The sequence below is a fragment of the Methylobacterium sp. Leaf123 genome (assembly GCF_001423405.1).
Classification (GTDB): domain Bacteria; phylum Pseudomonadota; class Alphaproteobacteria; order Rhizobiales; family Beijerinckiaceae; genus Methylobacterium.
In genome coordinates this window covers 35,169-56,183 of sequence record NZ_LMNS01000023.1, presented here as the reverse complement: position 1 = coordinate 56,183, position 21,015 = coordinate 35,169, and the positions used below count along the sequence as shown (strand labels likewise).

Annotated in this window: 22 protein-coding genes; 7 read left to right on the top strand and 15 right to left on the bottom strand. The window is 70.5% G+C overall.

Annotated elements, in window-relative coordinates; genetic code table 11:
- The first annotated feature begins 83 nt into the window (after positions 1 to 83).
- Complete coding sequence (locus tag ASF53_RS14010) at positions 84 to 1,079, top strand: alginate O-acetyltransferase AlgX-related protein (protein WP_056199293.1); 996 nt, start codon at positions 84 to 86, stop codon at positions 1,077 to 1,079.
- Positions 1,080 to 1,091: 12 nt separating this feature from the next.
- Here ASF53_RS14010 and ASF53_RS14005 read toward each other — a convergent pair whose 3' ends face one another.
- A complete protein-coding gene (locus ASF53_RS14005; protein ID WP_056199291.1) occupies positions 1,092 to 1,823 on the bottom strand; it encodes an SOS response-associated peptidase in 732 nt (243 codons plus the stop codon).
- 199 nt (positions 1,824 to 2,022) lie between these two features.
- On the opposite strand from ASF53_RS14005, the gene ASF53_RS14000 reads away from it, so the two are divergent.
- The 3 genes from ASF53_RS14000 to ada all read left to right on the top strand — a co-directional run bounded on the left by ASF53_RS14000 (position 2,023) and on the right by ada (position 5,746).
- Positions 2,023 to 3,243: a GNAT family N-acetyltransferase gene (locus tag ASF53_RS14000; protein WP_056199288.1), complete on the top strand. Its 1,221-nt coding sequence runs from the start codon at positions 2,023 to 2,025 to the stop codon at positions 3,241 to 3,243.
- Complete coding sequence (locus ASF53_RS13995; RefSeq protein WP_056199285.1) at positions 3,240 to 4,409, top strand: M20 aminoacylase family protein; 1,170 nt, start codon at positions 3,240 to 3,242, stop codon at positions 4,407 to 4,409. Before ASF53_RS14000 ends, ASF53_RS13995 begins: the two co-directional genes overlap by 4 nt.
- 251 nt (positions 4,410 to 4,660) lie before the next feature.
- Entirely contained in the window at positions 4,661 to 5,746 is a 1,086-nt protein-coding gene (ada, locus tag ASF53_RS13990) for a bifunctional DNA-binding transcriptional regulator/O6-methylguanine-DNA methyltransferase Ada (protein ID WP_056199283.1), read from the top strand.
- A gap of 4 nt (positions 5,747 to 5,750) precedes the next feature.
- On the opposite strand, the gene ASF53_RS13985 is transcribed toward ada, so the two are convergent.
- On the bottom strand, positions 5,751 to 6,773 hold the full coding sequence (locus tag ASF53_RS13985) for a cation diffusion facilitator family transporter (RefSeq protein ID WP_056199279.1): 1,023 nt from the start codon (positions 6,771 to 6,773) through the stop codon (positions 5,751 to 5,753).
- Between the two features lie 132 nt (positions 6,774 to 6,905).
- Between ASF53_RS13985 and ASF53_RS13980 the strand changes: the two genes are divergently transcribed.
- Positions 6,906 to 7,334, top strand: a complete 429-nt coding sequence (locus tag ASF53_RS13980; protein WP_056199277.1) for an HIT family protein — start codon at positions 6,906 to 6,908, stop codon at positions 7,332 to 7,334.
- Between the two features lie 56 nt (positions 7,335 to 7,390).
- Here ASF53_RS13980 and ASF53_RS13975 read toward each other — a convergent pair whose 3' ends face one another.
- The 7 genes from ASF53_RS13975 to ASF53_RS13945 all read right to left on the bottom strand — a co-directional run bounded on the left by ASF53_RS13975 (position 7,391) and on the right by ASF53_RS13945 (position 13,664).
- Entirely contained in the window at positions 7,391 to 7,807 is a 417-nt protein-coding gene (locus tag ASF53_RS13975; protein WP_056199274.1) for a PilZ domain-containing protein, read from the bottom strand.
- Between the two features lie 81 nt (positions 7,808 to 7,888).
- Entirely contained in the window at positions 7,889 to 8,137 is a 249-nt protein-coding gene (locus tag ASF53_RS13970; RefSeq protein ID WP_056199273.1) for a hypothetical protein, read from the bottom strand.
- A 69-nt stretch (positions 8,138 to 8,206) separates the two neighbouring features.
- Entirely contained in the window at positions 8,207 to 10,090 is a 1,884-nt protein-coding gene (locus ASF53_RS13965) for a glycoside hydrolase family 15 protein (RefSeq protein ID WP_056199269.1), read from the bottom strand.
- Between the two features lie 92 nt (positions 10,091 to 10,182).
- Complete coding sequence (locus ASF53_RS13960) at positions 10,183 to 10,443, bottom strand: hypothetical protein (protein WP_056199267.1); 261 nt, start codon at positions 10,441 to 10,443, stop codon at positions 10,183 to 10,185.
- 59 nt (positions 10,444 to 10,502) lie between these two features.
- Positions 10,503 to 11,660, bottom strand: a complete 1,158-nt coding sequence (gene nagA / locus ASF53_RS13955; RefSeq protein WP_502690589.1) for an N-acetylglucosamine-6-phosphate deacetylase — start codon at positions 11,658 to 11,660, stop codon at positions 10,503 to 10,505.
- Between the two features lie 106 nt (positions 11,661 to 11,766).
- A complete protein-coding gene (locus ASF53_RS13950; RefSeq protein ID WP_056199263.1) occupies positions 11,767 to 12,780 on the bottom strand; it encodes an SIS domain-containing protein in 1,014 nt (337 codons plus the stop codon).
- Positions 12,777 to 13,664, bottom strand: coding sequence for an N-acetylmuramic acid 6-phosphate etherase (locus ASF53_RS13945; RefSeq protein ID WP_056200135.1), 888 nt, complete (start codon positions 13,662 to 13,664; stop codon positions 12,777 to 12,779). The genes ASF53_RS13950 and ASF53_RS13945 overlap by 4 nt, the downstream gene beginning before the upstream one ends.
- Before the next feature lie 253 nt (positions 13,665 to 13,917).
- Here ASF53_RS13945 and ASF53_RS13940 point away from each other — a divergent pair, with 253 nt between their 5' ends.
- Together ASF53_RS13940 and ASF53_RS13935 are read left to right on the top strand one after the other, a co-directional pair.
- Entirely contained in the window at positions 13,918 to 14,745 is an 828-nt protein-coding gene (locus tag ASF53_RS13940) for an endonuclease/exonuclease/phosphatase family protein (protein WP_286134436.1), read from the top strand.
- Between the two features lie 74 nt (positions 14,746 to 14,819).
- Complete coding sequence (locus ASF53_RS13935; protein ID WP_056199257.1) at positions 14,820 to 15,887, top strand: asparaginase; 1,068 nt, start codon at positions 14,820 to 14,822, stop codon at positions 15,885 to 15,887.
- 258 nt (positions 15,888 to 16,145) lie between these two features.
- Here the strand turns inward: ASF53_RS13935 and ASF53_RS13930 are convergent, their stop codons facing one another.
- From ASF53_RS13930 to cyoC, 6 genes are all read right to left on the bottom strand, one after another.
- A complete protein-coding gene (locus ASF53_RS13930; protein WP_056199255.1) occupies positions 16,146 to 17,675 on the bottom strand; it encodes a phospholipase D-like domain-containing protein in 1,530 nt (509 codons plus the stop codon).
- Positions 17,676 to 17,733: 58 nt separating this feature from the next.
- A complete protein-coding gene (locus ASF53_RS13925) occupies positions 17,734 to 18,432 on the bottom strand; it encodes a TVP38/TMEM64 family protein (RefSeq protein ID WP_056199252.1) in 699 nt (232 codons plus the stop codon).
- Positions 18,433 to 18,578: 146 nt separating this feature from the next.
- Positions 18,579 to 18,989, bottom strand: coding sequence for a hypothetical protein (locus ASF53_RS13920; RefSeq protein WP_056199248.1), 411 nt, complete (start codon positions 18,987 to 18,989; stop codon positions 18,579 to 18,581).
- 213 nt (positions 18,990 to 19,202) lie between these two features.
- Positions 19,203 to 19,928, bottom strand: coding sequence for an SURF1 family protein (locus ASF53_RS13915; protein WP_056199245.1), 726 nt, complete (start codon positions 19,926 to 19,928; stop codon positions 19,203 to 19,205).
- A gap of 61 nt (positions 19,929 to 19,989) precedes the next feature.
- Positions 19,990 to 20,370, bottom strand: a complete 381-nt coding sequence (gene cyoD, locus ASF53_RS13910; RefSeq protein ID WP_056199241.1) for a cytochrome o ubiquinol oxidase subunit IV — start codon at positions 20,368 to 20,370, stop codon at positions 19,990 to 19,992.
- Positions 20,367 to 21,014 carry a cytochrome o ubiquinol oxidase subunit III gene (gene cyoC / locus ASF53_RS13905; RefSeq protein WP_082482720.1) on the bottom strand — a complete coding sequence of 216 codons (648 nt, stop codon included), beginning with the start codon at positions 21,012 to 21,014 and terminating at the stop codon, positions 20,367 to 20,369. The genes cyoD and cyoC overlap by 4 nt, the downstream gene beginning before the upstream one ends.
- Position 21,015 lies beyond the last annotated feature (1 nt).

Below are 21,015 nucleotides of genomic sequence, written 5' to 3'. Positions count from 1 at the left end.
CTCGGAGCGGCCCGCGCCTGTAGAGCCACGGCCCGCCCGCGCGTTCGGCATCGGCGAAGACGGTTGAGGAAGGGCGGGACTTCGTGTCGGACACGGCCACCGATCACATTCATGTCGGCAAGGACGGCTGGCTGTTCGTCGTCGCCGGCAGCAACAACGTCATCGCGCAGTTCAACGAGTCGGGCTTCATGGCCCACCAGACCGAGTTGTGGCGCCAGCGCATCGCCGGCCGTGCGGCGCGGGCGCGCGGGCTCGGCATCGCCTACCACCACGTCGTCGTGCCGGAAAAACTCAGCGTCTATGACGGCTTCCTCGACGGGATCGCCGTCGATCACCGCCTCTCCCCCGCCCGCCGCCTGATCCGCGGCCTGCCGCGGCGGCGCTGGTTCTCCCGGCTGCGGGGGCATCTCCGGGAATGGCCGGTGACGCGCGTCCTGCGGCGGACCTGTATCGACCTCGTCGAGCCGATGCGCGCGGCCCGTGCGGGGGAAGACCTGTTCTACCGCACCGACAGCCACTGGACCTTCGCCGGCTGCCACCTCGCCTATCGCGAGATCTGCCGCGCGCTGCGGGCCGCGCCCTGCCCGGACCTCGCCACGCGGGGCTCCCGCGAGACCGAGATTTCCGGCGATCTCGGCGGCCGGTTCGATCCGCCGCGCACCGAACGGACGCGCATCCACGACCTTCAGCGCGATGCCGTGCGCCGCTACGCCAGCCCGATCGTGGAGGCGCGGGAGGCGGCCGGCCGCGCCGACACGCTCCATGTCGGCTCGCACGTGATCTACGCCAACGCCGCCGCCCGCGACCCGCGCCGCCTCGTCCTGTTCGGCGATTCGTATTCGCATTTCGCGCCGCTGATGCTGACCATCATGCTCGCCGAGACCTTCGCCGAGGTGCATTTCGTCTGGAGCACCTCGGTCGATTGGTCCTATGTCGAGCGGGTCCGGCCCGATATCCTGCTCACCGAGATCGCCGAACGGTTCATGTTCCGCGTGCCCGACGACGGGTTCAACCTCGACGATTACGCCGCCGAACGGTTCGGGGAGGAAGCGGTCGGGGGAAGCGACGCGGCGGCCTGAGCGAAGGACATTTCAGAACAATTCGCCCTGCACGATCGCGGCCTTCGCCGGAGCCCTGCGGCTGGCGGGCGGGGCCACCGGTTCGGGCAGCCCGGCATCGTCGTTGCGCGCATTGTTGACCCGCTCGCTCACCGGATCGAGCCGCAGCCATTCGTCCGGGCAGGGCCGGCAGAGGCGGGCGGCTTCGGGCGCATCCACCGCTGCATCGAGCCACGGGCCGATCGCTTCGGGCGCCAGGATCGCCGGCATCCGCTCGTGGATCGCGCTCAGGGTGCCGTTGGCCGAGCAGGTGATGATCGCCGCCGTATCGACTTCCGAGCCGTCCGCGCCCATCCACGGCTCCCACAGGCCAGCAAACGCCATTGGCGTCCCATCGGTTCGGCGCACCGCGAATGGCGTCTTCGTCGCGGCCTTGCCGGTCCCCTCGCGGCGCCATTCGTAGAAGCCGTCGGCCAGGAACACGCAGCGGCGGTGGCGCAGCGCCCCGCGGAAGGCCGGCTTCTCCGCCGCCGTCTCGATGCGGGCGTTGAACAGGGTGGGAAAGTCCGACGGATCCTTGAGCCAGGTCGGCCAGAGGCCCCAGCGCATCAGCCGGAAATGCCGCGCGCCGCTCTCGCTGATCACGACGGGCACCGGCTGGGTCGGCGCCACGTTGAAGCGGCCGGGGAAATTCGGCTGCTCGGGATAGCCGTAGAAGGCGCGGTAGACCTCCGGCGGCTGGCCGATGAAGAAGCGTCCGCACATGGACGCGATATGGGCTTTTGGCGAGGGCGGGATCAAGCGGCCGGGGCGCCCGAGTCACAGCGATGCGGGTGATCCGGCCCGTCCCCTCGGGATCAGGGTGAGGCGGGGATCGAATCCGTAACGCCGGCCCCGTTTTGTCGCGCCTCGCATTCGCCGAACCGGTATCCACTTCCGCGCTCAGGCGCTCTAACTTGGGGCCATGACCACCCAAGCGACGGCGAACGCTCCCGAGCCCGTCCTGCAGGTGCGCGCCGTGCCGGGCATGGCCCGGTTCGACGCCGCCGAATGGGACGCCTGCGCCACCTCCCCCGAGACCCTCGGGGCGGGCGACGAGACCTTCAACCCGTTCACCTCCTACGCCTTCCTCTCGGCGCTGGAGGAGGCGGGCTGCGTCTCCCGCCGCACCGGCTGGCTGCCGCTGCATGTCCGCGTCGAGCGCGAGGGCCGGCTCGTCGGCGTCGCGCCCTGCTATCTGAAGTCCCACAGCCAGGGCGAATACGTGTTCGACCACGGCTGGGCCGATGCCTACGAGCGGGCCGGCGGCAGCTATTATCCGAAGCTCCAGGTGAGTGTGCCGTTCACGCCCGTCACGGGGCCGCGCTTCCTCATCGCGCCGGGGGAGGATCCCGACACCGCCGCCTCCGCCCTCGTCGCGGGGCTGCGCGCCCTGCGGGCCGAGACCGAGGCCTCCTCGATCCATGTCACCTTCACCCGCGCGCGCGAGGCCGAGCAGGCCGAAGCCCTCGGGATGCTGCCCCGCATCGACCAGCAGTTCCACTGGGAGAACGAGGGCTATGCCGGCTTCGACGATTTTCTCGGGGCGCTCGCCTCGCGCAAGCGCAAGGCGATCAAGCGCGAGCGGCGGGAGGCTCTGAGCCAGGGCATCACGGTCGAGCACAAGACCGGCGCCGACATCACGGAAGCCGATTGGGACGCCTTCTACGAGTTCTATCAGGACACCAGCGCCCGCAAATGGGGCCGGCCCTACCTCAACCGCACCTTCTTCTCGCTGATCGGCGCGCGCATGCCCGAGCGCATCCTGCTCGTCATCGCCAAGAATGCGGGCCGGCCGATCGCCGGCGCCATCAACTTCATCGGCGATGTGGCGCTCTACGGCCGCAACTGGGGCTGCATCGAGGATCACCCCTTCCTGCATTTCGAGGTCTGCTATTATCAGGCCATCGACTTCGCGATCGCCCGCGGGCTGAAGCGGGTCGAGGCCGGGGCCCAGGGCGAGCACAAGCTCGCCCGCGGCTATCGCCCGGTGCCGATGCATTCGGCCCACGACATCGCCGATCCGGCGTTGGCCCGCGCCGTCGCCGACTATCTGAAACGGGAGCGCAGCCACGTGAACGCGGCGATGGCCGAGTACGCGGCGATGTCGCCCTTCCGCCGCACCTGCGAGGACGCCAGCGAATGAGCCCGCATACGAACCCGATCGACCGCATCCGCAGCTATGCCGACGAGCTGACCGCCCTGCGGCGCGATCTCCACGCCCATCCCGAGATCGGCTTCGAGGAGGTCCGCACCTCCGGCATCGTCGCCGCGCATCTCGAACGGTTCGGCATCGAGGTCCACCGGGGGCTCGGCAAGACCGGCGTGGTCGGCGTGCTGCAGGGCCGGCCGGGGTCTCGCCGGATCGGCCTGCGCGCCGACATGGACGCCCTGCCGATCACCGAGGAGACCAACCTCCCCTACCGCTCCACCGTGCCGGGAAAGATGCATGCCTGCGGGCATGACGGCCACACCACCATGCTGGTCGGCGCCGCCCGCTACCTCGCCGAGACGCGGGATTTCGACGGCACCGCCGTGTTCGTGTTCCAGCCAGCGGAGGAAGGGTTGGGTGGGGCCCGCGCGATGATCGCCGACGGCCTGTTCGAGAAATTCCCGGTCGACGAGATCTACGCGATCCACAACGCGCCCCATGGCCCGCACGGCGTGCTGCAGGTGCGGCCCGGCCCGATCATGGCGGCGGCGGACTTCTTCGACATCCGCATCACCGGCCGCGGCGCGCATGCGGCCATGCCGCACCAGGGCATCGATCCGATCGTGATCGCGACGGGGCTGGTGCAGGCGATGCAGTCGATCGTCAGCCGCAACAGCAACCCGCTGAAATCCGCCGTGGTCTCGGTCACGCAGATCCATGCGGGCGCGGCCTACAACGTCATCCCCGAGGGCGCGCATCTCACCGGCACTGTGCGCACCTTCGATGCCGACCTGCGTAAGCTGATCGCGGGGCGCATCCGCGAACTGGCAGCGGGCTTCGCTGCAGCCTACGGCGCCACCATCGAGGTGGACCTGCGCGACGTGTTCTCGGTGCTCGACAACCATCCCGAGCAGGCGGCGGCCGCGGCCGAGACCGCCGCCGAGCTGTTCGGCTCCGAAAAGGTCGAAGCCAACACCGTCCCGCGCATGGGCAGCGAAGACTTTGCCGACATGGTCGCGGCGGTGCCCGGCGCCTATGCCTGGCTCGGCGCCACGCCGGGGCCGGGCCTGCACAATGCGAGCTTCGATTTCGACGATAGCCTGATCCCGCTCGGCGCGGCCTATCTGGCGCGGATGGTGGAGCGGCGCACGGCGGCCTAAATCATCGGCTTTCGTCCGCCCCTCGCCCTCATCCTGAGGTGCTGGAGCGAAGCGGAAGCCTCGAAGGATCTTCCAGGTCCCGCGCGTTTCCTGGAGCATCCTTCGAGGCCGCTTTCGCGGCACCTCAGGATGAGGTGCGGGTCGGAAATCGTCGGCAAGCGAACGCGACAAGCGATTCGACCGCAAGGGACGGGATGCACCAGCCGCCGTCTCGCGCCAGGATCGCCGCATCCCTTCTCCCGGAGGAGCCGATGCTCGCCGAACCCGAAATCGCCCCGCCCGACGCGGCGCCCCTCACCGAGGCACAGATGCGCGCCGCCGTCGCCGCGCGCGATGGCGGTTTCGATGGGCGTTTCGTCTACGCGGTGCGCTCCACGGGGGTCTATTGCCGGCCGAGTTGTCCCTCGCGGGCGGCGCGCCCCGAAAACCTTTCCTTCCATGCTGGATCAGCCGAGGCGGAGGCCGCGGGATTCCGGTCCTGCCGCCGCTGCCGGCCCGACGAGCCCTCTCTGTCCGAGCAGCACGCCGAAACAATCACCCGCGCCTGCCGGCTGATCGAGGCGGCGGAGACGCCGCCTTCCCTCGACGCGCTGGCCCGTGCGGCGTCCCTGAGCCCGTTCCACTTTCACCGGATCTTCAAGACGGTCACCGGCGTGACGCCGCGGGCCTACGCCCAAGCCCACCGCGCGGCCCGCGCCGCCGACAGCCTCGCCGAGGGCAAAACCGTGACCGAGAGCGTCTACGCAGCAGGCTACGGCGCGCCGAGCCGGTTCTACGCGGGCGGGGCGGAGCGGCTCGGCATGAGTCCGTCGGCCTACCGCAAGGGCGGCGCGGGCGAGCGGATCTGTTTCGCGATCGACGCCTGTGCCCTCGGGCTGGTGCTGGTGGCGGCGACCGTTCGAGGGATCTGCGCGATCTTGCTCGGCGACGATGCCGAGGCGCTCCAACGCGATCTGACGGCGCGTTTCCCCAAGGCGGTGATCGCGGCCGGCGACGCGGATTTCGCGTCCACGGTGACTGACGTCGTGCGCCTCGTCGCAGCGCCGGGGGGGGCCTTCGATCTGCCGCTGGATGTCGGCGGCACCGCCTTCCAGCAGCGGGTGTGGCAGGCGCTGCGCCGCATCCCGGTCGGCACGACGGCGACCTATGCCGAGATCGCCCGCGCCATCGGCGAGCCGGCGGCGGTGCGGGCGGTGGCCATGGCCTGCGGCGCCAACGCGCTGGCCGTCGCGATCCCCTGCCATCGGGTCGTGCGCTCGGACGGGGCGCTCTCGGGCTACCGCTGGGGCACGGCGCGCAAGGCGGCCCTGCTCGCCCGCGAGGGGGTGAAGCGGTAACCCCTCACGCCGGAACGGCGGAGCCGGGCGGGGCAGCGTCGTGGCCCGTCGGCGCATCGGTGGGCTTGTCGGTCGGTGCATGCCCGGCGGCATGCGCCTTCCGCGCCTGGATCTCGATGAAGACGCGGGTGACGTTGCGGCTCTTCGCCTTGATCCGTTGCTCCAGCCGCGCCACCGTCTGCTCCACTTCACCCGCGGGTACGTCGTCGGCAAAGTCGAGGCTGAGGTTCACGAGGATGTCCGACGGGCCGAGATGCTGGGTCAGCACCTCGTTGACGTGCTGGACCGCGCTCTCCTCGCGCACCGCCGCCTGGATCGTGCGCACCACCTCCGGGTCGGCGGCCTCGCCGATCAGGAGGCCGTGGGTCTCGATCATCAGGAAGATCGACATGCCGATCAGAACGAGGCCGATGCCGATCGAGGCCCAGCCGTCGAGCGCGGGCTTGTCGAGGACATGCGCGAGCACCACGCCGCCGATGGCGATGACGAGGCCGATCAGCGCGGCGACGTCCTCCACGAGGATCGTGTAGAGCGCCGGGTCCTTGCTGCGCTGGATCGCGGTGATGGCACCGCGCTCGCCCTTCTCCGCCCAGAACGCCTTCACGGCAACCATGCAGGAGTAACCCTCCGCCAGGATCGCGAAGCCGAGGATCGAGACGTTCACCCAGAAGCCGGAGAGTTGCACGCCGAACAGGGTCGCGTCGGCGGCGGGCTCGGGATTCTCGATCTTGTGGGCGCCCTCGTAGATGGCGAAGATGCCGCCGCCGAGGAAGATGAACAGGGCGACGATGAAGGCGTAGAAATACACCTCGCGCCCGTAGCCGAAGGGATGCTTGGCGTCCGCCGGTCGCTTCGCCCGCTTCAGGCCGACCAGCAGCAGGAGCTGGTTGGCGGTGTCGACCAGCGAGTGCGCGCCCTCGGCCAGCATCGCGGTCGAGCCGGTGAGGAAGGCGCCGACGAACTTCGCCGCCGCGATGGCGAGGTTGGCGCCCGCCGCCGTGTAGATCGCACCCGTGCTTTCGGCCATGTCCGCTCCTGAGCGGCGCACGCCGCCGTCACGGGCTCGTCAACGCCGCGGGAGTGGTCAAGGTTGCTGGCGAGGTTGCTGCGATGAGCCGGCCCGTGCAACGTGCCGCCCGTTTCTGCCAGGAGCCGTGCGATGACGCCCTACGATCCGGACAACATCTTCGGGAAGATCCTGCGCGGGGAGATCCCCGCCCACAAGGTCTACGAGGACCAGCACAGCCTCGCCTTCATGGATGTGATGCCCCAGGGCGAGGGCCATACCCTCGTCATCCCGAAGGTGCCCTCGCGCGGGCTGCTCGATGCCGAGCCGCAGACGCTCGCGGCCGTGATCGGCACGGTGCAGCGGGTCGGCCGTGCGGTGAAGGCGGCCTTCAAGGCCGATGGGCTGACGCTGTTCCAGTACAACGAGCCGGCCGGCGGGCAGACGGTGTTCCACCTGCATTTCCACCTCGTGCCGCGCCATGACGGCGTGCCGCTGAAGCGCCACGAGGGCGGCATGGCCGACAATGCGGTGCTCGCCGAGCATGCCGCGCGCATCCGGGCGGCTTTGGACGAGGGCTGAGCCGGCTCCGCGACATCCGTTCGCGTCCTCTTCAGGAGCGCGGATGTCGCCTCCGCTCAGGCGTGCCGTGTCCCGTTCGTCGATCCAGCTCCCATGCTGCTCCCCATGGACGCGATCACCGCACGCAGGCCGGCATTCTCGGCCTCCAACTCGGCGATCCGGCGCAGCAGGACGGCGAGCGACGGGTCCACCGACGGGGCCGGCTCGGCGGCGGGCTTCTGCACTTCCGCGAAGGCGACGCCGACCGCGTCGCCGCGGCGCCAGCGCAGGTTCGACCGGAGGGTGATTTCTTTCTGCGGGATGAAGAGGTCGAACGTGTCCGGCAGGGTGCTGGTCTCGCTCAACTCCAGCCGTGCGCCCATCTCCGAGAAATCGCGCACGAGGCAGTCCATGCTGGACGCACCCTTGTTGAAGTGGATCCGTCCCTTGAGAAAGGTTCGCTTGCGAGGCTCCTGGCGCTTCTCGCTGATCATGATCGGTCTCCGGCCCGCCTGATTGCAGGCCTGTCTGGCATGCCGGCCGTTAAAGAATGCTCGACAGGATGGCCCACCCGCTCAGGGGCCGTCGGCCGCCCGCTCGGTCCCGGCCTCGTCGAGGCACTGGAACAGGTAGAAGCCGTTGAAGCGCACGGCGGTCGCCGCCGCGCGGTCGTCGAAGCCGGGGGGCGGGCTCGCGCTTTCATCGATCCGTCCACCGAAGGTCCAGCGGCGCCCGCCGACGAAGCGCGGCACGGCACAGCTCTCCGGAACTGCGCAGAAAAGCGCTTCCCTGCCCCGGCGGCGGAACAGGTTGTAGCTTCGCATCGGATCTCCTCCGCATCGCTGCACCCTCGGAATCAGAGGTAGCCCGACAATCGGTCCGGTTTGTGTCGATCAGGCCGGGACGGCGTCGGCCTCTGCCCGGCAATCCGGCTCCTCGGTCGGCGTCTCGCGGTCGGAGGCGGCGAGGCGGACGGCGTGGTTGATCACCGCCATATGGGTGAAGCCCTGTGGTAGGTTTCCGCGCTGCTCGCCCGATTCCGCGTCGATCTCCTCGGCGAACAGGCCGAGATCGTTGCCCCGCGCCAGCAGCCGCTCGAACAGGGCGGTGGCCTCATCGTTACGGCCCGCCAGTGCCAGACAGCCGACCCGCCAGAAACTGCAGGCGGTGAAGGTCGCCTCCTCGCCCTCCAACCCGTCATCGATCCGGTAGCGGTAGACGAGGTCGCCCGCGTCGAGTTCCTCGCCGACCCGTTCGAGCGTCCTCGCGACCCGCGGATCGTGCGGATCGAAGGCGCCGAATAGCACCGCGCGCAGCACGGCCGCGTCGAGGTCGTCCGATTCGTAGGCCATGGTGTAGGCGCCCCGCGCCGCGTTCCAGCCGCGGGCGTGGTACTCGGCCCGGATCTCGGCTGCCGCCCGCTCCCAATCCGCGATCGTGTCGGGACTGGCGAGACGGTGCTTCGGATCGGCGCGGGCGATCTGCACGGCGCGGTCGAGGCCGACCCAGAGCATCGCCTTGGTGTGCAGGCTCTGCTGTTTCTCCGTGCGCATCTCCCACAGGCCGTGATCGGGCGCGTGGCGGGCCCGCAGGATGTGGCCGGTGAGATGGCCAAGCGCCTCGGGCAGGTGGTCGTTGACCTTGACCGGCGGGTCGTACTCAACCGCCTCGAGGTAGCCGTGGAGGGCCACCAGGAACTCGCCGTAGATGTCGTACTGCTCCTGATCCGCCGCCGCGTTGCCGATCCGCACCGGGCCGGTGCCGCGCCAACCGCGCAGATGGTCGAGGGATTCTTCCCGCGGCACCCCACCGTCGAGGGCGTACATCAGGTGGAGGTTACCGCCCCGGCTCGTATCGGCCTCGCGCAGGAAGCGCAGGAACTCGGCGGCTTCGCGCTGGTAGCCGAGATTGACGAAAGCGGTGACGGTGAAGCTCGCATCCCGCATCCAGACGTAGCGGTAATCGTAGTTGCGGTTGCCCGGTACCGCCTCGGGCAGCCCCGCCGTCGCGGCGGCGACGATGCCGCCGGAGGGGCCATGCGTCAGGAGCTTCAAAGTCAGGGCGCTGCGAAGGACCGTCTCGCGGTAGGGCCCCTCATAGGTGCAGCGGCCCGACCATTCCTCCCAATAGGCCCGCGTGGCGGCCAGCGAGGCATCGACCGCGCCGGGCAGCCCCTCTCCCTTCGTGACGGGCTCATCGCCATGGGCGATCACGAGGTCGGCGCGTTCGCCGGCCGCCAGCGCGAAGGCGCCCTCGGCCTCATCGCCCCGGAGGGCGAGCGGCACGGCGCAGACGGCGCGGATGGTGTCCCCTCCGCCTTGGAAGCGGATACAGGTCTCGCCCTCCGCCATCGCCTCGGTCGGGGCGCGGGCATAGTCGAAGCTCGGGCGCAGGCGCCAGCGACCGGAGACCCGGCCGGACAGGCAGGCGAGGCGCCGGATCACCTGAGCCTGGGCCCGGCCGTCCGGCCCCTCCTCCGGCACCGTTTCATGACGGTGAAGCGGCATGAAGTCGGTGAGCACCGCCCGGCCGGTGGCCGTGACGAAGGTGGTTTCGAGGATATTGGTGCCGGGCAGATACCGGCGGATGGTCTCGGACAGATCGTCGAGGACGAGGCGGCAGGTGCCGCCCTGCTCGCTGTCGAGCAGGGCCAGGAACACCGCCGGCCCGTCATGCCGGGGCCAGCACAGCCAGTCGAGGGAACCGTCGCGGGCGATCAGGGCCGTGGTGCAGGTATCGCCGATCACGGCGTAGTCGGCGATGGCTCTGTCCGTCACGGTCGTTCCCGGTCGAGTGGCGCGGCGCCAACGTTTCCGTGCTTCGCAGGGTTCGCCCCTGCGACATCAGGCAACGCGGCGTGGGGTGCCGCTCAGAAGCGGGGCGCGCGGTTTCGCATCAACCGCCGCGACGGAGCCCGGACCGAGCGGGAGGCCCGCCGCGTGCCGTAGCTGCCGGGCCGCCGGTAATTGCCGTTGTTGACCCCGGCACTGCGGTCGTTGCCGGTGGCGCTGGACGACGGGGAGAGGCCGCTGCCCGCATTGCCGCTGTTGCCCTGCGCGGCCACGGGAGCGGCGGCGAGGGTCAGCGCTGCAGCCAGAGCGAACAGGCCGCTTCGAAGCGGAAGTTTCATGGTTCTCGATCCTCTTGGAAAAACGCCCCGACGGGCTCCGTGAGGGAGCGAACCATGGCTCAGACGGCTTGTTCCCCGCCGATCCACGTGCAGAGCACCGTCATATCGGCGGAGAGTGCGACGAAGTCCGCCGCAAAGCCGGGGGCGATCCGGCCGAGCCGGGTGTCGAGCCCGAGGAAGCGGGCCGGGGTCAGCGAGGCCATCGCCAGGGCCTCCGCGAGGGAAGCCCCGCCGCGCGTGCTCATGTGGCGCACGGCCTCCGCCATGGTGATCGCCGCGCCCGCCAGGGTGCCGTCCTCGCCGGTGAGCCGGTCGCCGGTCCGGACGATGCGGCGCCCGAACAGGGTGAAGGACGCGTCCGCGCGGGAATCGCCGACGGTTGGCATGGCATCGCTCACCAGCATCAGCCGCTCGCTTCCCTTAAGGCGCAGGGCCAACCGGAGCTGGTCGTCGCCGACATGGTGGCCGTCGGCGATGATCCCGGCGAACGTCCCGGCCTCCGCGAGGGCGACGCCGACCGCGCCGGTCTCGCGCGGGCCGATCTGCGACATGGCGTTGAACAGGTGGGTGAAGCCGGTGAGCCCTTCCGCCATCGCCGCCCGGATCGCGGGACCCGCATCTGCTGTGTGCCCGGCGCAGACGCGCGCGCCGCGGGCGACGAGGTCGGCCACCGCGCCGGCCGGCACCCGCTCGGGCGCCAGCGTCACCAGGGTGAGGCCATGCTCGCCCAGGCCGGTCAGGAGGTCGGCATCGCCGGGGCCGAAGTCCGCGAGCCGGGCGGGATCGTGGATGCCGATCCGCTGCGGGCTCAGGAACGGCCCTTCGAGGTGGATGCCGAGGATGCCGGGGACGCCCGCCCGGATCGCCGCCGCAACGCCGGCGATGGCCGCCCGGATCGCGGGCCGTGTGTCGGTGATGAGGGTCGGCAGCAGGGCCGTGGTGCCGCCGCTTCGGTGCGCCGCCGCGATCCGGGCGATGCCGGCCACGCTGGAATCGTCGTTGAGGAGCACCCCTCCGCCGCCATTCACCTGACAATCGATGAAGCCCGGCGCCAGCACCGCGCCCGCCGGCAGCCGGACGAGGGGCACGCCTGCGGGCGGTTCCGCGGTGACGTCGATGATATGCCCACCGCGCAGCAGCACGGTGCGACCGCCGAGCATCCGCTCGCCGTCGAAGACGTGCTCGGCAGCAATCGCGAAATGATCTTGGGTTCCCAAAGGGATCATCCCTTTGGCTGGGTCTCGGGGCAGAGCCCCGATATCATCCCAGGGCTCTGCCCTGAACCCGCGAAAGGGCTCGCCCTTTCGAAACCCGGACTCTTCATCACAGGGTCTCCGTCACTTTGGTGAGGCCGGTCGGCTTGTCCGGGTCGAGGCCGCGGCGGCGGGCCTCCGCCTCGATGGCGCGGTAGGCCGGCACCAGCATGGCGATGGGATCGCAGGCCGGATGGTCGTCGCCGAGCCAGGGCAAGGTGCCGAGGGGACCGCCGCAGGCATGGACCCGCATTCCGTCGCGGGTGAGGTCGCGCACGAGCGCATCTACGCCCTCGGCCAGCGGATCGGCCTGGCGCAGCGCGAGCACTGGCGTTGCCGCCGAGACGGAGGCGCGGGGACCGTGGCGCAGCTCCGCCGCCGAGTAGCCGAGCGCGGGCAGACGCAGGGTCTCGGCGAGTTTGAGCGCGATCTCGCGCAAGGGGCCGAGGCCGTGGCCGCGCCCGGTGACGAAGGCCGCCGGCGCGCCCGCGAGGTCGGCGCTCCAGGCGGACCAGTCGAGGGCAAGCGCCTGTCTCAGCCGCTCCGGCAAGGCGGCGAGGCCCTGTTCCAGCTCGGTGTCGCCGGCCCAGGCCGCCACCAGCGCGGCCCCCGCAATGGCGGAATTCGTCACCGTCTTGGTGGCGGCCACCGCCTGTTCCGGCCCGGCGAGGATCGGCAGGACGAGATCGCTCGCCCGCGCGGCGGGGGATTCGGGATCGTTGACGAGGGCGACCGTCAGCGCGCCGCCGGCCCGCGCGGCCTCGGTCGCGGCGACGAGATCGGGCGAGCGGCCCGATTGCGAGACCACGATGAAGAGCGCACCCGCCACCTTCGGCGGACGGTCGTAGCCCGTCACCACCGAGGGCGCGGCGGCCGAGACCGGCAGGCCGAGCCGCGTCTCGATCAGGTAGCGCAGATGCACGCCGGCATGGCCCGAACTGCCTCGCCCGCACACCACCACGAAGGGGAAGCTCCGGGCGCTCAGCGTCGTGCCGATGCGCGCCGCCTCACCGGCGGCCAGCAATGCTTCGGCGGCGGCGGGGATCTCGGCGATCTCCCGCGCCATGAAGGTCGTCGCACTCATGATCGGCCCACCTCACGAAGCGCCCGGCGCAGGTTGCCGTCGTGGCGCAGGAGCAGGTCGTCGGCCCGCATCGCGCTCATCCCGCCCGCGATCAGCACCGCGCGCTTGATGTCGCCCTCGGCCCGCGTCAGGGCGTCGGCGGCGATCTCCGCCGGGCAGCCGGCGAGTTCGGAGACCATGGCGACGCCGCGGGCGCGCAGCTTCCGGTTGGTCGCGCGCATCGCCACCATCCGCCCGCGATAGACCCGGCCGAGCCGGATCATCACCAGGGTCGAGAACAGGTTGAGGATCACCTTCTGCGCGGTGCCCGCCTTCATGCGGGTGGAGCCCGCCAGCACCTCGGCCCCCGTGGCGGCGAGGATGCCGTGGGCGGCTTCGCGCAGGATCGGCGCATCGGGGTTGTTGCTGACGCCGACGGTGACGGCGCCGAGGATGCGGGCGGCCTTCAGCGCCTCGACGGTGAAGGGCGTCGAGCCGCTGGCGGCCAGCCCGATCACCACGTCGCGCGGGCCGATCTCGGCGCGCCCGATCCAGGCGGCGCCGTCGGCGGCGGAATCTTCGGCATCCTCCACGGCGCGCAGCAGGGCGCCCTCCCCGCCGGCGATGGCGAAGCCGAGCTGCGCCTCCGGCCAATCGAAGGTCGGCGGCAATTCCGCCCCGTCCTGCACGCCGATCCGCGCCGAGGTGCCCGCCCCGACATAGACTAGCCGCCCGCCCTCGCGCAGGCCCGGCTCCGCGGCCCGCGCCGCCGCATCGATCGCCGGCAGGGCCGGCCCCACCGCCGCGACCGCCGCGAGCTGGCCCTCCCAGAGTGCTTGGAGGATATCGAGCCCGCCCCAGGCGTCGAGATCGACGTAGCGGGCGCTGGCGTCCTCGGTCCTCATGCCTCGCCCGTCCTGCTCGTCCGCATCGCGTCCATCCGGTTCCGTCTTCGGCACTGCATCACGCGCCTCGCCTGTTCGAAAGAGGTCATTCCCGATGCGGTTCCGCCAAGACCGGAAAACGGGCGTCGGCGTGATTTCGCTGCGTGCGATCCGACGCGACGAGGGATCGGTTGGCCGGTCCCGGCGTTCGGTCGGGGCGCGCCGCTCCGGCTCCTTGCAGGGGACGCGCCGCATTCTGGCCGGGGGAGAGGGCGTGCAACAGGGGCAGATCGAAGGGTATGCCGAGGACCGATCGGAGATCGCGTTCGATGCGCTGGCATCGGTGGCGTCGCGGCGCTTGCGCCTGCTCACCTACAATGTCCGCCATTGCCGCGGCACCGACGGGCGGGTCGCGCCCGAGCGGGTCGCGCAGGTGATCGCCGCCCTGGCGCCGGACATCGTCGCGCTTCAAGAGGTCGATGTCGGGCGCGCGCGCACCGGCGGTCTGGATCAGGCGGAGGAGATCGCCCGGCTGGTCGAGATGAGCGCGCATTTCCACCCGGCCCTGCATGTCGAGGAGGAGCGATACGGCGATGCCCTGCTGACCCCCCTGCCCTCTCGGCTCAAGCGCGCCGGCCCCCTGCCCGGCCTGCTGCGGCGCCCCGGCCTGGAGCCGCGCGGTGCGCTGTGGGTCGAGGTGACGGCGGGCGCCAGCAAACTTCAGGTGCTCACCACCCATTTCGGGCTGCTCGGGGCGGAGCGCGTCGCCCAGGCCAAGGCGCTGCTCGGGCCCGATTGGCTCGGCGATCCGGCCTGCCGCGCGCCGACGGTGCTGCTCGGCGACTTCAACGCCACGGGCTGGTCGCGCGCCTACCGCCGGCTGAACGAACGCCTCACCGATGCGCGGCGGCTCACGGGGGAGCGGCGCTGGCGGCGCGGCGGCGCCACCTTCCCGAGCCGCTTCCCCCTGCTGCGCATCGACCATGTCTTCGTGAGCGAGCGCATCGCCGTCGAGCGCATCACGGTCGTGGACACGCCGCTGGCCCGGAAGGCGTCGGACCATCTGCCGGTTCTGGCGGAGATCCGGATCGAGCCGGGTTGAGGGGATTTCCGCGCACGAGCATGGTCGCCCGCAGGCTGGCCCGACGACCGGCCGTCAACAGGAGAGGATGCGCGATGACGAAGACGAACGGAAACCTGAGCGCTCTCGGTCTCGCCGCCCTGATGGCGCTGTCGGCCGGGCCGGCTCGGGCGGAGCCGCCGCGGATCGCCGTGGACGCGACCGGCGGCACCATCGCGATGAAGCTCGATCCGACGACCCATGCGCCGGTCCCGGCCCTGTCGGGCGAGGATCTCGTCTCGGTGGTGCCCAAGCTGAAGGACATCGCCACCATCGAGGTCACCGAATTCAGCAACGTGCCGAGCGATTATATGGGCCCGGACCGCTGGCCGGCGCTGAGCGCCAAGCTCGACGCGCTGCTCGCCGATCCCGGCATCCGCGGGGCGATCGTCCTGCACGGGACGGACACCCTCGACCAGACTGCCTACTTCCTCGACCTGACGCTCAAGAGCGACAAGCCGGTGGTGCTGGTGGGCGCCCAGCGCAACGCCTCCGACGGGGATGCCGACGGCCCCCGCAACCTCCTCAACGCCGCCCGCCAGATCCTGGCCGAGGGCGCAGTGGGCCAGGGCGTGACGGTGACGCTCAACCACCGCATCAACGCGGCGCGTGAGGTCCGCAAGACCCACACCAGCAACGTCGAGACCTTCAATTCCGGGGAAGCCGGTATCCTCGGATACGTGGACGAGGACCGCGTCGTGTTCAGCCGCCGCTCCCTGCGCCGCCAGACCCTGCCGCTCCCGGAGCGGATGCCGCGGGTCGATCTCGTGGCGATGTATGCCGGCGCGGACGGCTCGCAGGTGCGGCACGCCGCCGAGAGCGGGGCCGAGGCGATCGTGGTCGAGGCCTATGGCTGGGGCAACGTCAACGCCGAGATGCACGACGCCATCGCCGAGGTCATCGCGCGGGGCGTGCCGGTGATCGTGGCGACCAAGGTCCATGACGGTCGTGCCCTGCCGGTCTACGGCTTCAAGGGCGGCGGCAACACCCTGCGCAAGGCCGGCGCGGTGTTCGCGGGCGACCTCACGCCGGACAAGGCCCGCATCCTCACCCTGCTCGCCCTGCCCGCGGGCAAGGAGGCGCGCAAGGATCAGGCGGCGTTGCAGGCGGTGTTCGACAAGTAGCAGTGCTCGGCGGCCTTGCCGCCGAGCCTTCTTCGAGCCGGGTTTCCGAGACCCGTTCAATCGACCTGTTCCGGTGACCAAGACGCTCCTCATGCTGAGGCGCCGAGCGAAAGCTCGGCCTCGAAGCACTCCGCCATGCGTCTCCCGGGGAGCCTGTGCCATGGGATCGACCGTTCCGGCGTGCTTCGAGCCCCGCTACGCGGGCGCCTCAGCATGAGGACCGATGAGCTTGCCGGATAAGCGCCCTCAAACAGGGGCTCAGGTCGCCTCGAGAACCTCCTCCGGCGATGGCGCTCCGGCCTTCGAATCCACCACACCTTTGGCCCGGCGCAGCGCCTTGCGGCGGCGCCACGGGCGCCACGCATCGGCGGGGCTTACCGGGTCACCGAGATGGAACGACTCGACGAGGCGGGCCACCGGGCCGCGGCGGGACGGGACGAGGGGGCAGACCCGCGAGCACGGCATCAAGCGGGGATCGTCGAGCACGGCGCGCAGGGAGCCGCGCGCCTCGAAGGCTTGTGCGAACACGTCGGGCGGGCAACCGCCGTGATGGGAGAGCAGCCGGACGAGAAGCCGCCGCAAAGCTGCGCGGGACTCGGCGGCGTCGGACGGCACCTCCACGGCGAGGTCGCACTCGGTGTCGTAGCCGAGGGAGCGGTTGTTGAGGTTGGTCGAGCCGATCCGCAGCAGGCCCTCGTCGATGATCGCGACCTTGGCGTGGACCAGGATCGGCCGGCCTTTCTCCGTGTGCGGCGCCACGATCCGCAGGCGGTCGAACCGGTCGGCGCGGCGCAAGGCCCGGATCAGGCCGCGGCGGGCGCTGTCCATGGTCAGGCGGTCGAAGCCGCTCGGGCTGCGCTCGGACAGCACGATCACGATCTCCGGCCCGTCGGGTTCGGCGAGACGCTCGGCCAGCGCCTCCGCGATGACCGGCGAGGTGAGATACTGGTTCTCGAGATAGATGAAGCGCTGCGCCGCGCGGATCGAGGCGCGATAGAGCGCGGTGCTCTCCGTCACCGCCGGACACCCGTCCCGCGGCGGATCGGTGCGGGCGAGCCCCACCGTCACGTCGGTCAGGTGCGGCGCGAGGGTTTCGGGCCAGGGATCCCAGTCCGGATCGCTGTCTACAGAGGGAACGGCTTCGCCGGCGGCGCGGCGCCAGCGCTCGCGGGCCAGATCCGCCAGCGCCCGCGCGGCGTCGCGATCGACCAGCATCATCACGTCGTGGCGCGGCGGGTAGTCCTCGCCGGAGGGCAGGCGGCGGCGGGGGTCGCGGTCGCGGTGGGCGGGGGTGTCCCAGCGGTTCACCTCGAAGTCGCTGCCGCCGCTGAAGGCGATCGCATCGTCGATCACGAGGATCTTCTGGTGCTGGCAGGCGCCGAAGGGCAGCGTGCCGTCGATGCGGAAGTCGATGTCGGGACCGAGGCTCGCGCGCACGCTGTCGGGGGTGTGGTCGTTGCCCGCCGAGATCGGCCAGGGCATGTCCCAGATCAGGATGCGGATGGCGAGTTCCGGCCGCGCGGCCTTGAGGCGGCGCAGCAGCTCCGCCAGGGTCTCGCCGGCATCGGGCGAATCCCCCGGCAACAGGCGCGCGCGCGGATCGAAGCTCCAGCCGATCAGGGTGATGGATGTACGCGCCTTCAGCAGCGCCGCGTGGGCAGCAGCGAAATAGGCCGCGCCGTCATGCAGCACCGCGACGCGCCCCGCTCTCTCCTGCCGCCAGCAGGTGAGCCCGGGCCGCAGCCAGCTCTCGGACGATCCTTGACCCACCCCGAATTCCATCCTCATGCGCGCAACCACCCGCCACGCCGCGACGGCGCGCTCAATCCCTGTTCGAGCGGAACGCTCATCGCGCGCCCGCCTTTCCCAGCTTGATCTTGCTCGCTTCGAGCTTCGCCCGCACCCGGCGCCGGGTAAGTTCCACCGCTGCGACGGTGGCGAGGAGGCCGAGGCCGAGGGTGATCCAGTGGGTCGGCTCGTCGCTGCCGGCATGGCGGCCGATGACGCCGAGATAGACGCAGACCAGAGTGCCCGGCAGCATGCCGATCACCGTGGAGACCAGATAGGCGGAGGTGCGGACATCCGTCACCCCGAAGACGTAGTTCTGCGCGTTGAACGGCACGAAGGGGCTGAGCCGCATCAGGGTCATGAGCCGCCAGCCGCCGTCGCCGACCGCCTCCACGGTGGCGTTCAGCGCCGGCCGCCGCGCGATCAATCCCCGCACCCGCTCGCGGAACAGGTGGCGGGCGGCCACGAAGGCGAGCCAGGAGCCGAGCGTTGCCGAGAACAGCACCACCGGCATCACCGCCCAGCCGAAGGCGACCGCCCCGGCGATGGTGAGCGGGGTGCCCGGCACGATGAGGAGGGTCGCGAGGAAGAACAGCACGCCGAAGGCGAGGAGGCCGTAGGGGCCGAGGCCATTCGCCCAACCTGAGAAAGCGCGCAGCCAATCCTCGACGGGCAGGAGATACCATGCCCCGATCGCCAGCGCGGCGGCGCCGGCCGTGGCTGCCCAGGTCTGGGCCGAGCGGCTGGGTTTATCCATTCGGTGGCTCGAAGGGGGAACGGCGCGCCTGTCGCACGCGTCCGCAAACCGTTGGCCGGCGCAACTGTTCCGCCAAGCTTGGCCGTTTTCGCGCGCGGTTCGCTCGGTGCCCGCTCAGAGCGGCGCCGGTTCCGCCCACCTTGCCCTCACCAGTCGCGGTCGAGCCGCACCGCGATCCGGCTCGGGCGCGCGCCCACGAGCGTCCGTTCGAGGGAGGTGAGCGCTTGGCGCGCCTTGTTCAGCCGGGGACTCCGCCACCGGCGCTCGTAGCCGCGCGGCGCGATCACCGCCTCGCCGAGGCGGTCGCCCGCAAAGACCAGACGGTCCACCGCCCGCCGGATCGTCGGCGTTTCCTCGGTCAGCACGCAGAGGTCGGAGAGATAGTTACGCAGGGCATGCAGCTCGTTGCGGCCCCCGCCCTCTCCCGCCAGGGCGACGATCGTCTGCTCCATGGCCATGATGAGATCCGCCAGGGGCTCGGGGACGCGACGGGTGACGCCGTCGCCGTCTCGGCGATCGCGTCCTTTCCGTTCAGGCCCGTGCAGGGCGACTCCCATGATGGCTCCCCACCCTTCATCCGGCGCGGCAAGGACTGCCGCGAATCGCAATGGCGACCGGTGTACGAAGGGTTAACAACCTCAACCGTTCAATCGATACAGGTTCGCGGATAAAATGTGAAAAATAGTTTTCAAGTGTCCGGGGCCTCGCCCCACCCGAGCGGTGGACGGACGCTGCCGCGGATGCCCTGCCCTACTGACCGACGACGTCCGTCAGCGGCGCGGCTTCCTGCGAGACCCTCTGAGGACATAGATGAGAGCCGCGGCACTCATCAGCGCGAGGGCGTACCACGTCAGCGCGTAGACGAGATGATTGTTGTGGAAAACCACCACCGTGAGGCCGCCGACCGGCAGGCCGCCGGGATTGGGCGCCGCGTCGGCATCCACAAAATAGGGTGCGACCTCGTTCGGTGTGCCGTCGATGCCGCGGGCGGCGGCGATGGCCGCGACGTCGCGGGAATACCAGCGGTCGCCCGCCGGGTCGTTGCGGCGCAGGAAGCCGCCGCCGGGCTCGGCGAAGCGTAGCAGGCCCGTCACCGCCACGTCCCCGTCCGGCTCACCCGCGGCACGGGCCGCGCGCTCGCGCGCCTCCGTCGGCACGAAGCCGCGATTGACGAGAACGGTGAAGCCGCGGTCGGTCACCAGCGGCACGAGAACCCAGAAACCGGAGCCGCGCGCGGTCACCGCCTGGACCAGGGTGGCGCGATCGTAGGCGAAGCGCCCGGTGAGCCGGACCCGCCGGTACTCGGCGGAGGCGGCGGTGAGGCCGGCCCATTCCTCCGGCCCCGGTGCGGGCGTGGGCTCGGCGTGGATGCGGGCCTCGACCCGGTCGATCAGGTCGAGCTTCCAGATCCGGCGCTCGACCTGCCATGTGCCGAGGCCGAGGAACACGCCCGTCACCGCGAGACCCCCCAGGATCAGCGCGAGCCGGACGAGCAAAGGGCGCCGCCGTCCCGTTACCGGGGCGGCGGGCGCCGGAGCGTCGGGTTTTTGGGATGCGTCAGGGAGCGTGACGCATCTCCTCGGCCGAGACCGGCATCATGTTGGTGTTGAGGTGGTGCATGACCCAGATCGATCCGCACAGGGTGATGACCACGAGGGTGATCGTGAAGACCAGCGCCATGAAGGTCCAGCCGCCCTCCGACTTCGTATTCATGTGCAGGAAGTAGATCATGTGGACCACGATCTGCACCGCGCCGAGCCCGAGGATGACGACGCCGGTGACGAGCTTGTCGCCCAGCACGTCGCCCATCACCAGCCAGAACGGGATCGCCGTCAGGATGACGGAGAGCACGAAGCCCGTGACGTAGTCTTTGAAGGAGCCGTGGCCGTGGGCGTCCTGCCCGTGACCGTGATCGTCGGCGTGCGCTGCCCCGCTCATTGCAGGACTCCCATCAGGTACACGAAGGTGAAGACGCCGATCCAGATGACGTCGAGGAAGTGCCAGAACATCGACAGGCACATCAGCCGGCGCTTGTTCTCCGCCCCGAGGCCCTTGAGCCGGGTCTGGATCATCAGGGTGACGAGCCAGATCAGGCCGAAGGTGACGTGCAGGCCGTGGGTTCCGACCAGGGTGAAGAACGCGGACAGGAAGCCGCTGCGCTGGGGCGTGGCGCCTTCGTGGATCAAGTGCGCGAACTCGTAGAGTTCGAGCCCGACGAAGGCCGCGCCGAACAGGCCGGTGATCGCGAGCCAGAGTTGGGTCTTGGCGAGGTCGTCCTTCTCCATCGCCAGCATGGCGAAGCCATAGGTGATGGAGGAGAACAGCAGCATCGACGTGTTCACCGCCACGATCGGCAGGTCGAACAAGTCCTTGGGCGAGGGCCCGGCCGCATAGCTGCGGCCGAGCACGGCGTAGGTGGCGAAGAGGACTGCGAAGATGAGGCAGTCGCTCATCAGGTAGATCCAGAAGCCGAGCATCGTGCCCCCTTCCGGGTGATGCTCGCCCTTGAGATCGAGGAATTCCGGCACGTCGGTGGCGGACATCCGGTCGCCGACGAGGGTGTGAGTCGCGTGCGTTGCCATG